This window comes from Polaromonas sp., assembly GCF_013817205.1.
Taxonomy (GTDB): domain Bacteria; phylum Pseudomonadota; class Gammaproteobacteria; order Burkholderiales; family Burkholderiaceae_C; genus Polaromonas.
In genome coordinates this window covers 1-14,323 of sequence record NZ_JACDDD010000045.1, presented here as the reverse complement: position 1 = coordinate 14,323, position 14,323 = coordinate 1, and the positions used below count along the sequence as shown (strand labels likewise).

Annotated in this window: 8 protein-coding genes; 5 read left to right on the top strand and 3 right to left on the bottom strand. The window is 58.9% G+C overall.

Translation table 11 applies throughout. From position 1 onward, the window contains the following. Nucleotides 1-139 precede the first annotated feature (139 nt). Entirely contained in the window at nt 140-448 is a 309-nt protein-coding gene (locus H0W47_RS11530; RefSeq protein WP_296924431.1) for a hypothetical protein, read from the bottom strand. Between the two features lie 31 nt (nt 449-479). Between H0W47_RS11530 and H0W47_RS11525 the strand changes: the two genes are divergently transcribed. The 4 genes from H0W47_RS11525 (at nt 480) to H0W47_RS11510 (ending at nt 11,487) form a co-directional block, all read left to right on the top strand. Further along, nucleotides 480-1,007, top strand: coding sequence for a hypothetical protein (locus H0W47_RS11525; RefSeq protein ID WP_296924429.1), 528 nt, complete (start codon nt 480-482; stop codon nt 1,005-1,007). A gap of 11 nt (nt 1,008-1,018) precedes the next feature. Next, nucleotides 1,019-9,895 (top strand): calcium-binding protein, encoded by an 8,877-nt coding sequence (locus tag H0W47_RS11520; RefSeq protein WP_296924427.1) that lies wholly within the window; start codon nt 1,019-1,021, stop codon nt 9,893-9,895. Nucleotides 9,896-10,099: 204 nt separating this feature from the next. Next, nucleotides 10,100-11,287 (top strand): PLP-dependent transferase, encoded by a 1,188-nt coding sequence (locus tag H0W47_RS11515; protein WP_296924425.1) that lies wholly within the window; start codon nt 10,100-10,102, stop codon nt 11,285-11,287. 26 nt (nt 11,288-11,313) lie between these two features. Further along, nucleotides 11,314-11,487 carry a hypothetical protein gene (locus tag H0W47_RS11510; RefSeq protein WP_296924423.1) on the top strand — a complete coding sequence of 58 codons (174 nt, stop codon included), beginning with the start codon at nt 11,314-11,316 and terminating at the stop codon, nt 11,485-11,487. Between the two features lie 155 nt (nt 11,488-11,642). Here the strand turns inward: H0W47_RS11510 and mnmH are convergent, their stop codons facing one another. Continuing rightward, nucleotides 11,643-12,698 carry a tRNA 2-selenouridine(34) synthase MnmH gene (mnmH, locus tag H0W47_RS11505; protein WP_296924421.1) on the bottom strand — a complete coding sequence of 352 codons (1,056 nt, stop codon included), beginning with the start codon at nt 12,696-12,698 and terminating at the stop codon, nt 11,643-11,645. Continuing rightward, on the bottom strand, nt 12,695-13,408 hold the full coding sequence (locus H0W47_RS11500; RefSeq protein ID WP_296924419.1) for an arylesterase: 714 nt from the start codon (nt 13,406-13,408) through the stop codon (nt 12,695-12,697). The genes mnmH and H0W47_RS11500 overlap by 4 nt, the downstream gene beginning before the upstream one ends. On the opposite strand from H0W47_RS11500, the gene H0W47_RS11495 reads away from it, so the two are divergent. Beyond that, nucleotides 13,407-14,132: an ABC transporter ATP-binding protein gene (locus H0W47_RS11495; protein WP_296924417.1), complete on the top strand. Its 726-nt coding sequence runs from the start codon at nt 13,407-13,409 to the stop codon at nt 14,130-14,132. The genes H0W47_RS11500 and H0W47_RS11495 overlap by 2 nt on opposite strands. The last annotated feature ends 191 nt before the right edge of the window (nt 14,133-14,323 follow it).

The window sequence follows — 14,323 nt, the reverse complement described above, 5'->3', positions numbered from 1 at the left end:
GTGAAAAGTTCGCTATTAAAAGAGTAGTGCAGGCGGTCAGCCAGGAGAGTTTTAGATGCATAGCTTGAGAAGACTATTTCAAATCAACCCTCACAAAAAGGTGGGAACTGCAACCGAGGGGCAAGTAGGCGCGATCGATTCATTTGGCCGACCAAAAATCCGCAGACTGCGGCAATCGCTGCTCATGTCCGTTGCTGCGAATAAAAGATAGATCGGCGTCTCGTCGACACTTACGGCATCGATTCGATTGAATAAATTTACGGAGGCGAATATGGGTAATAACCAACAGAACAACCAGCAAGAAGAACAATGGAAGCCGATTTTTACGGCGGGTGGCAACAATACGGTCACGCTCAGCAGCAGCGCCGACGAAATCAGCACCGTTTATGGCGGTGACGGCGCCGACACCGTGAATGCGAAAACCATAACGGTAAATCGCTTCCCACATCGAAATTCATTCGGACACTAGGAGCTCAGTCATGAACGACACCAACCTCAAACAACATGACGACGAACCAGTCCAGAAAAAAAGGACATGGCTTCGAACATCGCTATTCGTCATATTTTTATGGATACCGCTAACGCTTGCCGGTGGAAATATGGTCTTGGGACTAGCAGGGGTTTGCGTCAGCCCATTGAGCTATTTGACGAAGGACGAATTAATTGAGATCGCCGTGCGAGAACGTGCCAAGGCTGAATTTCAATATGAAGGCCGCTTGTGGCGCGAAATGGCCATAGAAGACTCCGAGCCGTCGATTCAAAAGTTTTTGCGCGACAACCCACGGTGTTGCGATGCAAGAAGGACGGGTGGACTATTGGAACTACTGGCTGGCTGGAGTGTTTCCCAGGTGGAGGTGAACTATGAACGCAATCAGGATCGCCCGCCTTTACGGAAAGATCGTTACTACCAAATATTCATTGCAATTAACTCTTGCGGCAAGGTTCTGGAATCAGGAAGTGGCATGAGTTCAGAAACCCTCGAAACCACCAATTACATTCGCAAATAAGGAAACACACCATGCCAACCTATCAATGGAATCAACTCGGCATCAACGAGATCACCAGCCTGTACCTGTACGGCCAGACCAGCAAGCCAACGGATCTTCGCAGCGAGGCAGTTATTCGCCCACCCGGATCAAATCCTATACCGATAGACATGGATGCGGTCTCTTTTATGGCAACTGGCCCAGGGCGATTTGCAAACGCTAGTCAAATCCGGTTGGTGCAAGCCTTCATGGGCGGCGGTGCTTTTGTCTTCAAAGATAACGGCCAACGTCAGCAATTCAGTCTACAAGCAGCTGTGGCAATACTGGGAACAGGCACACAAAATCTGTCGATATTGCAATCGAGCTACCAAGACTCGTCTAACGATTTATTGACGCGTGCCTACCTCTACCAGTCCTCGCCATACACCATCGCGAAAGATGCCGTATTTATTATCGAAGCAGATGGTACCCGCCATATAGAGAATTTTGCGATTCTGTCTCGAGATGACGACTTTGACTTCATCTCCGGTTCTCTTACCAGCAGCATCGCCAATTCGATTTTGAAGCCAAAGACTGACCCCACGAGTATCGGGCGTACAGTCAATATCGTCTTTACGGAGGCAAGCAAGAACGCTGTCCCAAGAACCTCCTACACGCAGGCCAGCCTGACAGCAGACAAGCAGCGTTACGACGCAACCTTCCGTCCGGCGGAGGGCACTGCCCGGGTAGGATTTGCAGTCACTTCAGGGGAGTACGCTGACGGTCTTTGGAATGCTGGTGTTACCAAACTCTTGGATACAGCTGGAAGAGCCATTTTTCATGGAGCCGACCGAGCAGACACCCTTTCGGCAGACAAATTCAGTGCGCTTGCAGGCTACGCCCCACTAAAACAGGCAGCAACTCAAAACGGCATCGCCTACATAACAGGCAAAGGTAGCGACACCATCAGTGCCGGAGCTACGAACGACTACCTGGACGGTGGCGCTGACAACGACACCCTCAAAGGAGGTGCAGGCACGGACACCTACGTCTTCAAAGCCAATGACGGCAAAGACACCATCACCGATGACACAGAAGGCAAGGGCGAGATACAAGTCGCCGGCACAACCCTCAAAGGTGCTGAGGCCAACCAAAGCAGGTTGGACCCCAGCAACCCACGCGCCACGATCTGGAAAGATGCCAGTGGCGTAACGTACAAATTTACCGACAGGGGGGACGGCAAAGGCCAGCTTCATATTCAGAACGGCGCGCTGGGAACTGGCGAGATCATCGTAAATAATTTTGACGTCAATAAGGCCCAAAGCGAAGGTTACCTAGGCATCACGCTCAAAACTAAAGCCAAAGTCGTCATCAAAGCTGATCTTGGGACAAACCCTTTTACTGCCTACGATTTTGATCCCACCACAGTAGCTGGCATTAGCACCGTGAACGAAGGCGGCGGCAAGACATTCACCGTCTACCTGAACACGACTGCCAAAGCCGGCGACACCGTCAAACTAGCGCTAAGCGCTCAGGCTGACAAATTCCAAGCCATTTTGGGCGACACCACGGTCGATGCTAATGGAGCGGTCATCACACTCGCGGAAGGCCAGACCCAAGTCGCATTTGCCCTGGTGCAAGAAGGCGAGCTTGACGGAGATGCGGCAAGCGCATTGAGTGTGAGCTACCAAGGCACAGGAGATGATGCACAAACCGCCACCAGCAACAGCTGGGGCTTGAGCCTCAAAGACAGCGGCGAGATTGCCAAAACCTACAACGGCGACCAACGCGCCCCTCTGACCGGAAACACCCCCTATTACGACTGGCTGCAAACCAGTTGGACCAGCGACGGCACCTTGACGGGCGGAGAGGTAGAGGCGAATTTCAACGACGTGATCGGCGGCGCGGCTGACAACGACAAGATCAGCGGCCTGGGCGGCAACGATGCACTGCTTGGCCGAGCAGGCAACGACGAGATAGACGGGGGCGACGGGGACGATTTTCTTCTGGGCGGCACTGGCTCAGACAACATCCGGGGCGGCGAAGGCAAAGACATCATTTTCGGCGCTGCATCATTGAGCCTGGGCCCACGCATCAGGACGGATGATGCGTGGGAAGTGCCTGAGGGGCAGACCGTCTGGACCCAGGGCAGCACCTGGGGCATTGGGGTAGACGCCCAGCACCGGCTGATACTGCCCGGCGACAACGATGTGGTGCTGGACGATGCGCCCGACGTGATGGATGCCGGAGGCGGTGACGACAGGGTTTACGCTGGGCACGGCGCAGACAACATCCGGGGCGGCGCCGGCGACGATGAAGTCTGGGGCAATGGCGGCGCTGATGTGATTGACGGGGGAGAAGGTGGCGACGTACTTTATGGCGATGGCTTCGACGGCGTGACCGGCTACAGAGTGGCCGCGTGGGCCTTGCATGGCAACGACTTTATGGACGGTGGGGCGGGTAGCGACTATCTGTTTGGACTAGGCGGCAATGATGTGCTGTATGGCGGCGCAGGAGACGACTTTCTTGTAAGCGACTACTACTGGGACAGCATGTTGCCGGGCCAGTATCACGGCAACGACTACCTGGACGGGGAAGATGGAAATGACACGGTCATCGGCGGCGGCAAGGATGACATCTTGTATGGCGGAGCTGGCAATGACCGCTTGGTGGGAGATGACCAGACAGACACACAGCTGGTGGCTGCCCATGGGGATGACTACCTGGATGGTGAAGAAGGCAATGATGAGCTGTTTGGCGGGGGTAGAGACGACACCTTGTTGGGAGGGGCCGGCAGCGACTCGCTTTACGGCGACGACACAGAGACAGTTCTGGCCGGGCAATTCCACGGCTCAGATTATCTGGATGGCGAAGAGGGTGACGACTACCTCTTCGGCGGCGGGAGGGATGACACCTTGTTTGGCGGCGCGGACAATGACCAGTTGCATGGAGACGATGCCGCGGCCAGGTTGAGCGGCGAGTTTCACGGAAACGACTATCTGGATGGCGAGGACGGCAACGATGTTTTGTTCGGCGGGGGTGGCATCGATACGCTGGTGGGAGGTGTTGGTGATGATCAGCTACAAGGCGATGACAATGATTTAGGCGGTCAGTACCACGGCAACGATTACCTGGATGGGGGCGCCGGCGCTGACAGGCTGTATGGGCAAGGTGGCAACGACCAGTTGCACGGTGGTGACGGCAGTGACCTGCTGTTGGGTGATGAGCACGGGGTGACGCTCGCCGGTCAGTATCACGGCAATGACTTCCTGGGCGGCGGCAATGGCGACGATATTCTGGAAGGCGGAGGCGGCAATGACACCCTGATCGGCGGGGCCGGTGATGACATGCTGCATGGTGATGCATTGGAGACAGAACTTGCCGCGCAATGGCATGGCGAGGATGTTCTGGACGGCGGCGAAGGCAACGACGCGCTCTATGGAGGCGGCGGCAACGATATTCTTATCGGGGGTGCCGGTAACGACACCTTGGTGGGCGGTGCTGGTGCCGACTACATGGACGGCGGTGAAGGCGATGACATCTTTGAAGCCGGGGCGGGCGACACTGTGACCGATGCAAGTGGCCGCAACACCTTGACGCTGGCCGATGGCGAGCCCTATTCTGTCAGAGTCAGCGGCAACGACCTGCTGCTGAGCTATGGCGACAGCAGTTTGACCATCGCCGGGGCGTTAACCGGCAGCATCGCCGCCATCGACGGCGTGGCTCTGGGTGGCTGGCTGCAAGATCGCTTGAGCCAAAACCTGAGCCTGACCACCACCGGAGACAACCAAACCCTGAGCGGTGGCGCAGGCAACGACCAGTTGACGGCCTCGCATGGCGGGGCAATCTTGCTCGGTGGTAGCGGCAACGACACACTGCAGGGCAGTGCGGGCGATGACACGCTGCATGGTGGCAGTGGCAATGACGTCATGGACGGCGGTGCGGGCGCTGACTGGCTGGATGCAGGCAGCGGGACGGATACCTTGCGCGGCGGCGCCGGCCTGGACACCTATGTACTCGGTCACGGCACGGATCAGGTGACTGTGATTGACGACTCGACGGAGGGCTCAGTGGTGCAACTTGATGGCTCCGGGCTGCAACTGCAGAGCCTGACTGCCAAGCGTCTGAGCAACGATCTGTTGGTCGAGGTGCGCGGCACGGACACGACCATGCGGATCAAAGACTATTACGGGGTTACGCAGACTTCCTGGGTGTTCAAGGACGCTGAAGGCAATGCGCTGTCAGCGCAGGCGTTGATTGCCGCATCCGCCCCTCAATGGGGTAGTCTGCAGAGCAGCTTGATTCAAGAGTTCAAGCTAACGGCGCGAAACGCAATTGGACAGCAGTATTTTGAAAGCGAGTACACCCGGCAGGCAAATGGCAGCTGGTTTCACCCTGGCTATATAAGTCGTTACACCAATGACTCATTGATTAATGCTCACAACACCAGTTATGCGCAGGTTCATACCTACACCTATCTGCATCAATTGCTGGACAACCCCGCAACCGTGTGGACAACAACTTCCAGCACGACTTCAATTCCAACCTGGACCAAATCACAGTGGAACGTAAACAATTTTTCAACCTACGACACGTCAGTGGTCTTTAGCGATCAAACGCGAATTGTTTCCGGGGAGACAGTCACTCTGAATCCCGTGACCCAAAGCTCTGCCAGTCAAGCTGCGTGGAGTTCCATGCAATGGTTCAACTATTCGACATCTACGCAAATCAACTGGACGTCCTCCCGCAGCTATGTGTCGCCGCAAGACGGTTCCCCGGTTGAGCTGATTACGGAACAGCACCAATCGGCCAGTGTCTACAAAAATTACCTGGGGCGTGGCGGGGCCGCAGTGTTCCAAAATCCCGGACAGGCCGCTACCGCTGGTGCTCTGCCAAGCTACGTCCCTCTCAACTTTACCCACAACTATCTCAACTACAACCTGGGCGAAACTGTGCTGACCGATGGTAATCACACGGTGATGGCAAACAAGTATTCGGCGGTGATCGGCGGAACAGGTGACAACACCATTTACGGTGCAGGGTTTGCCTATGGCGGCACAGGCAATGCCCGACTGATTGGTGGAGACGTCCTGATGGCTGGCAGTGGCGAACAGTATCTAGAGAATGGCCGAACCATGGTGGTGGGCGATGGGCACACCACGGTGGTCGGCCGGGCCGGCAGCCGCATTCTGGTGGACCCAAACAATGCTGGCATGGATTTGATCACGAGCGACTTTAGCCAGCCGCAAGACAGAAATCAAAACGCGCAATCCGATGTTATTGATGCGATTTACCGGGCGCAAGGCATTGAGAACTGGGCACGCAGCTACGAGTACGGCGGAAAGTATTTGCTTGATGTGTATGAGATTTACCGCGGCTACTTTGATTCGCTGGAAGAGGCGCGTGACTTTCTGTATGGACTTGGGCCGCACGGGTCATCTTCTTCGATTAGTTATATCAAACCACTGACTGTCCTTCTCAACGCGCCGTATGTGGTCGATGGCTTTGAACTTCCGCGCCTTCGAAGCAGTTACTACGCGGACCATCCGTATGAGGTGGTCGCATTGAGTGCAAACAGTTTCGCAGCGCTCCGGCCCTTCTTCAATGCCGAATTGTTGCCCATGGAAACTGTCAGCTTCGGTCCCGGTCTCTCGCTGGCCGATATTTCGTTCAGTTGGGGCGAAGCCATTGCTCCGGCGGATGGCATCTCGCGCGTAACCCTTGATCTGCGGTGGGGTACGGATCAGGGCATCCGCATCATGATTCCCCGGACGGGGGACGTTTTAAACAGCACCGTGCAGCAGGTCGAATTTGCGGACAGCACCACCCTGACGCTGGCCGACGTGATCGCCATGGCGCCACCGGCGCCCAGCTTTAATCCGGGCTATTTTCACTTTCAAGCTGGCGATGGCCACCAGGTGATTGACCCGCGCAGTGTGGCAGGCATCGACGCCGGTACCAGCGCGATAGACGATGTTCTGGTTCATGTTGACGGCCTGGATTTGATACTTTCCATAAATGGCGGAAGCGACAGCTTGCGGCTGACGGGCTGGTACAACGATCCGTACAACCTGCCGGATACTTTGCTGGCCCTGGACAATGGTTTATTTATTTCATCCAATGACCTCAGCGCCAGAGGCCTGACAAGAGACGGCAGCGCCGGAAACATGACGTTGTACGGCGTACCCGGCTGCAGTACGACCTTTATTGCTGGTCCGAACACAACGCTGATAGGCCTGTCCGGCAACGATATCTATGTGATCAATGCCGGAAGCGGCGTGGTTCACATCACCGACCCCGGCGGTGGCACTTTGCGGTTCGGTCCGGGCATCACTCGAGAGATGGTGAGCTTGGGCATAGGCTCGCTCCAGCTCACGATAGGCGGTCAGGGAGACGTCATTCATCTGGATGGTTTTGATCCGATGAACCCCACTCACTTCCAGACTGTCACAGACTTTGAATTCGCTGATGGCACTCAACTGGCCTTTGAAGAGATGTTTCCACAAGTGTTTGACATCTTCGGTACGGCAGATGCAGACATCTTGAAGGGCACCAGCCTAGGCGACCGTTTCCATGCAGGTCAAGGAAACGACACGCTATACGGTGAAGATGGCAAGGATGTGCTTGATGGTGGCGAGGGCGCTGACCGAATGCTTGGGGGGGAAGGGGACGACATCTACCTGGTGGATGACGCCGGCGACGTAGTTGTTGAACGTTCTGATGAAGGCACCGACACGATCATAAGCACGGTGAGCTACAGGCTGTCTGCACAAGTAGAGAACCTCACACTGGCGGGTACGGACGCCATCAACGCCACCGGCAACAGCCTGAACAACATCCTCATAGGCAACGCCGCCAATAACACCCTCAATGGGGGTACCGGCGCCGACCAGATGACGGGTGGGCAGGGCAACGACACGTACTACGTCGACTACACCTACGACCTTGTCATTGAAGCCTTGGACGAAGGCACGGATCGCATCATCTCGTCGGTCAGCTACACCGCAGGCGCTCACGTCGAAGACTTGCAGCTCTCAGGCACCGCTGATGTCGACGGCACCGGCAATGCGCTGGACAACAAACTCACAGGCAACAGCGGCGCCAACATCTTGACTGGTGGCGCTGGCGATGACCGTTTGACAGGCGGGCTTGGCGCAGACACTCTGGACGGCGGCGAAGGTGACGACCTGTACGAGGTGGACAACGCTGCAGACACAGTGACCGAGCTCGCTGGCCAAGGAAATGATACGGTGGAAGCTTCCGTAAGCTACACCTTGAGTGCCGACGTCGAGAACCTCATCCTGACCGGAACAACCGCCATTGACGGCACAGGCAACGAGCTCAACAACCTGCTGCAAGGCAACAACGCTGTCAACATACTGGCAGGCGGCGCCGGCAACGACACTCTGAACGGCAAACAAGGGCTTGACACATTGATCGGTGGGACCGGCAACGACAGCTACCTGTTCGAAGACGATGTGGATGAAGTGATTGAAGAAGCCGATGGCGGGCGCGACAACGTTATCAGCCGGCACAGCTTCACCCTGGCCGCCAATGTCGAAGACGGGATTCTTCTCGGCTCAGCCGCCAGCCTCACCGGCAACGCCCTGTCCAACGTCCTGACCGGCAACACCGCGGCCAACACCCTGGACGGCGGCGCAGGTGCAGACGTCATGCTTGGCGGCAAAGGCAACGACCTCTACATCGTCGACGCCCAAGCTGACACCGTGATTGAGAACGCAGCCGAAGGCACAGACACCATCCAGGCATCCGTCAACTACAGCCTTGGCGACAACGTCGAGCACCTCACCTTGACCGGCAACGCCGAAGCCGGCATGGGCAACGACTTGGCCAACAAGCTGACTGGCAACGCCGCCTCCAACAAACTCTGGGGTGGTGTTGGCAACGATAGCCTGGATGGGGGCGAAGGAGCCGACATCCTCTTCGGCGGCCTGGGCAACGACAAATACTGGGTCGACTCGTCCAGTGACCTCATTGTCGAGAACGCACTGGAAGGCGCAGACACGGTTTACGCCAGCGTCTCCTACGCCCTGGCAGACCATGTTGAATACCTCACCCTGACAGGCAACGCCAACATCAACGCCATCGGCAATGCTGGTAACAACCGCCTGGAAGGCAACGCAGGCAACAACATCCTCTTCGGTGGCCTGGGTAACGACACCTACGTCTTTGGCCGTGGCTCAGGCCAGGACATCATCGTCAACTTTGACGCCGGCAAACCATCGGGTGACACCGTTCAACTGGGTGCCGGCATTGCCCAAGCGGATCTGGGCCTGGTCCGGCAAGGCAACGACCTGATCCTCAGCATCAACGGCAGCACCGACCAACTGACGGTGGCCAACTACTTCCAGAACGCAGGCACAGGCCCCAACGCCCTGGAGAAGATACGCTTTGCCGACGGCACCAGCTGGAACCATGCCGCAGTGCTGAGTCTCACCACCCCCCAGGAAGGTGCGTCCAGCGCACAGATGCTGCCGCCGGAGGTACTGGCCGGCAACCCGGCGGCTCTGTTTGACGCGCCGGCGCCGGCGCAAACCAAAACCAGCGACGCCACGACAGCACCCCAAAGCGTGGCCGAATCGATTGCCGCTGCAAGAGATCGCTTTGAGCGGGGCCTGCAAAACCTCAAATACAGCGTGGACGAGCAAGGCAGCATGAGCCGCAGCGAGTTTGCCGAGCGCCGGGCCTTGCCGTTGCTGTGGAACCTGCAGGATGCGCTGCTCAATCTGCAACTGGCGAAGAATCCCGATGGGCGTTTCACGGCTGACATATCCATTGACAGCCGGGCTACGCGGGACTTGGGTTTGGGGATCGGTGTGCTGGGAGCGGCCAACGGGCTCGGCGGGCGATTAGATCAGGTTGCCAGGCCCCAGGAGATTGCGCAGTTCGATCTGGCGCAGCTGCAATAGATTCGAGGGTTCAAGCAGGCCAGCGTGATCGCGCAGGGTGGGATTCCACCCAAGCCGCACACCTGGCGTACCCCTTGTTACGAGGCTCTGAGCAGGGGTTGCGACATGGTGGTGGACTCTTGCCGGGAGCTTATGCCCCGTGGACGAATGTGGCAAACCGGCTGCGCCAAGTGGGCGACCAGGCTGACGCCTTACCATAGGCGCATGACACACCTCTCTACCCAATTGATCCACCATGGCTACAAGCCGCCCGCCGGCTTTGATGCGGTCCAGCCCGGCACCCACAAAGCCTCAACCATCATCTTCCCAAGCGTGGCTGCGCTGCGCCAGCGCGACTGGAAACACAAGACCGGCTACACCTACGGCCTGCATGGCACGCCGACCACTTTCACGCTGGAGGAGCGGATTGCCACGCTGGAAGGCGGCAAGTACTGCACGCTGGTGCCCAGCGGTCTCGCGTCGGTGGTGCTTGTGGGCATGGCCTTGCTCAAGGCCGGTGATGAGGTGCTGATCCCAGACAACGCCTACGGACCCAACAAAGCGTTTGCTCAGGGTGAACTTGCTTCCTGGGGCATCACCCACCGGTTTTACGACGCGATGTCGCCGGCTGACCTCGCAGCCAAACTGACAGCGAAAACGCGACTGGTCTGGCTGGAAGCGCCCGGCTCGATCACACTGGAGTTTCCGGACCTGCCGGCGCTGGCGGCCGCCGTCAAGGCGCATGGCGATGCCCATCCGCAGGGCATCGTCACCGCGCTGGACAACACCTGGGGCGCGGGCATCGCCTTCAATGCCTTCGACTTGGGCGCCGACATCTCGGTGCAAGCGCTGACCAAATACCCCAGCGGCGGCGCCGACGTGCTGATGGGCTCGGTGGTCACACGCGACGAGGCCTTGCACCAGCTGGTCCACTTTTGCCACATGCGTGTGGGTTACGGCGTCAGCGGCAACGATGCTGAACTGGTGCTGCGCGGCCTGAACAGCATCGCCCTGCGTTATGCCGCGCAGGACGCCAGCACGCGCGCCCTGGCCGGCTGGCTGCAGCAGCAGCCGCAGGTTGAGGCAGTCCTGCACCCGGCGCTGGCTGGCTCACCGGGCCATGAAGCTTGGCAGCGCGACTGCACCGCCGCCGCCTGCCTGGTCAGCGCGGTTTTCAAGCCCGGTTACAGCCAAGCCACGCTGGACGCCTTCTGCGACAACCTCAAACTGTTCAACATCGGCTACAGCTGGGCCGGCCCGATCAGCCTGTGTGTGCCCTATGACGTGCCGTCCATCCGCACCACGGACTGGCCTTACAAAGGTGGGCTGGTGCGCTTTTCCATTGGGCTGGAGGCTGTGGCAGACCTGCAGGCTGACCTGGGCCAGGCGCTCGCCCTGATGCAGTACAGTTAACACATCTCCCCTGAAGAAAGCACGCCGTGGCAACTCCCAATTATTCCTACGAAAAACGCCAGAAAGAGCTGGCCAAAAAGAAGAAAAAAGAGGAAAAACTCAAACGCAAGGCCGAGGGCAAGCCGGACCTGCCGGATGACGACACGCCCGAAGGCCAGCCCGGCGATGCCGGCACACCGCCCACCGACGCTGCTCCCTGATCCGGGACGGCTACGCAAGCAATTTCTAACGAAAATCGGGCTCCAGCCCTTATCCAGCAAGCGCATATAGCTATACTTTTAATAGCAAGCTATGCCAGAAAGGCTCCGCCGGGACAGTCACTCTGTCCCCCGGGGCCTTTTTTGTGGGCGGCGTTTTATGCGGCCAGCAGTGCGCGCGCTAGCGCATCCATGGCCGCTGTGCTGCGGTCGCGCGGCGCCAGCACCTGGGCCGCCTCGTACTGCGTGAAGTTACGCCGCATCGACTGCAGGTAAACCGGGTCATAGTGCTGCAGCAGCAGCTCGCGCACCACTGAAGCAACATCGCCACTGCGTGCACGTGCCTGCCAGTCGTTCACAAGCTCCTTGCCACGCGCCTCGGTCAGGGCGCCAAGGCGATCGCAGAAGAAGCCGGTGTCTTTGACGAAAAAGTCATAGTCTTCCAGCAGCAGCGCCACCCGTTCGTCTTCTGACAGCTCCAGCCGCAGGCAGGGGCTGGCGCGCATGGCGCTGATCAGGCCTTCCGGAACCGCCACATTGCCGACCTTTTTGCTCTCGCTTTCGATATAGACCGGGCGCGCCGGGTCAAAGCTGCGTAGCGCCGCCCAGACCTGGCTGTCAAAAGCCTTCTGGCTCGGCTGGGGAACGCCGGGAATCATGCCCAGCACCGAGCTGCGGTGATTCGCCAGGCCTTCCAGATCCAGCACCTGCGCGCCTTGGGCGGCCAGTGCATGCAGCAGCCGGGTCTTGCCGGCGCCGGTGGGGCCGCAGACCACGCGGTAAGTGTGGCGTGCCGCCAGTTGCGGCAGGTCGGCGACCAGCGCCGCGCGGAAGGCCTTGTAGCCGCCATCAACCAGCGTGACCTTGAAGCCGATTTGGTCCAGGATCAGCGCCAGGGATCCACTGCGTTTGCCGCCGCGCCAGCAATACACCAGCGGCTGCCATTCGCGCGGCTTGTCCAGCACCTCGCGCTGGATGTGGGCCGCGATGTTGTTGGCGACCAGCGCGGCGCCCAGCTTCTTCGCCTCGAACTGGCTGATCTGTTTGTAACGTGTGCCGACAATCTTGCGTTCGTCGTCGTTCAGACTGGGCCAGTTGACAGCGCCGGGCAGGTGGTCTTCGGCGTATTCGCCCTCGCTGCGGGCGTCGATCACGGCCGAATAATCGGCCAGGCTGGCCAGCGCCTGTTCGGCGGAGATGCGTTCCAGGCTCACTTGATGAGCTTCTTCAGCTCAGGCCAGACATTGGCCAGCATCTTCGCCTGCGCCTGCTCATTCGGGTGGATGCGGTCGGCCTGGAAGTTGCCCACCGCGTCGTCCACGTCGGCCACACCCTTGAGAAAGAAGGGAACCAGCGCCACTTTTTCGGCTTTGGCGACCTTGGTGAACAGTCCCGAGAAGGTGGAGCCATAAGCGCCGCCGTAGTTGGGCGGCACCTGCATGCCCAGCAGCAGTACTTTGGCGCCGGCTTTTTTGGCAGCCTGGGTCATGCTCAGCAGGTTGGCTTCGGTCATGTCCAGCGGCAGGCCGCGCAGCGCGTCGTTGCCGCCCAGCTCAATCACCACCACCGTGGGCTTGTGCCGGGTCAGCAGCCCCGGCAGCCGCGAGCGGCCGCCCGAGGTGGTGTCGCCGCTGATGCTGGCGTTGACCACACGCGCCGACTTTTTATCCGCCGCCAACTGCTTTTCCAGCAGCGGCACCCAGCCGGTGCCGCGTTTGAGCCCGTATTCGGCGCTCAGTGAGTCGCCGACGATCAGCACCGTGTCGCGGGTGGCGGCAACCGCAGGCGCCTGGGCCTGCGCCAGCTGCGGTGCGGTGGCAAAAACTGCCAGCAGCAGCGCGCCCAAAGGTTTTACCAGGAGCGCTGCGGCGTCTCGGGCAAGCTTGGTAAAGTCTGATCTCAAGTTTTTTGACAAGGCTGACATGTTTGAACCTGCGGTTAATGTGCCGAACGACGCTGCTTCGGCGCCGACCCACTCTTCCTCAATTATTTCCGTAGAGCACGTTTTCAAGAGCGTGAGCGACTCGACCGGCACATTGACCATTTTGCGCGATATTCATTTCGCACTGGCGGCCAGGGAGACTGCGGCGATTGTGGGCGCCTCGGGTTCAGGCAAAAGCACCTTGTTGTCCATCATTGCCGGGCTGGACACGCCCAGCCAGGGTACGGTGCATCTTGCGGGGCAGGACCTGTTTGCGCTCAGCGAAGACGACCGCGCTGCACTGCGCGCGCAGAAGGTCGGGTTTGTCTTCCAGAGCTTCCAGCTCATGGGCAATCTGAACGCGCTCGAAAACGTCATGCTGCCGCTGGAGCTGTCGGGTGCCAAAAATGCCCGTTCGCAGGCGACCGAGATGCTCAGGCGAGTCGGCCTCGGCGAGCGGCTGGGCCACTACCCCAAGGTGCTGTCGGGCGGCGAGCAGCAGCGGGTGGCGCTGGCGCGGGCCTTTGTGGTGCAGCCGGCTTTGTTGCTGGCCGACGAGCCGACCGGCAGCCTGGACTTCGCCACCGGTGAAACCGTGATGGCGCTGATGTTCGAGCTGAACCAGGAGCTCGGCACCACGCTGGTGCTGGTCACACACGACCGGGGCATCGCGGCACGCTGCGAGCGCCGCATCACGCTGGAAGCTGGCCAGGTGGTTGCCAATTAGTAGTCAAAAACGGCTCCAGCCCATATCGGGCCTGCGTGAGTAGCTATATATTTGATAGCACTCAGGGCTGCCGCAAATCCTAGCCCGGATATTTCACCAGTAGTCCGATGAGCACATGATTTGGGGCGCGCAGCGGCCGATGCGTGTCGTTCGTCGAATTGTCTGGGTACTGGATGGGTTTTGGCCAATTT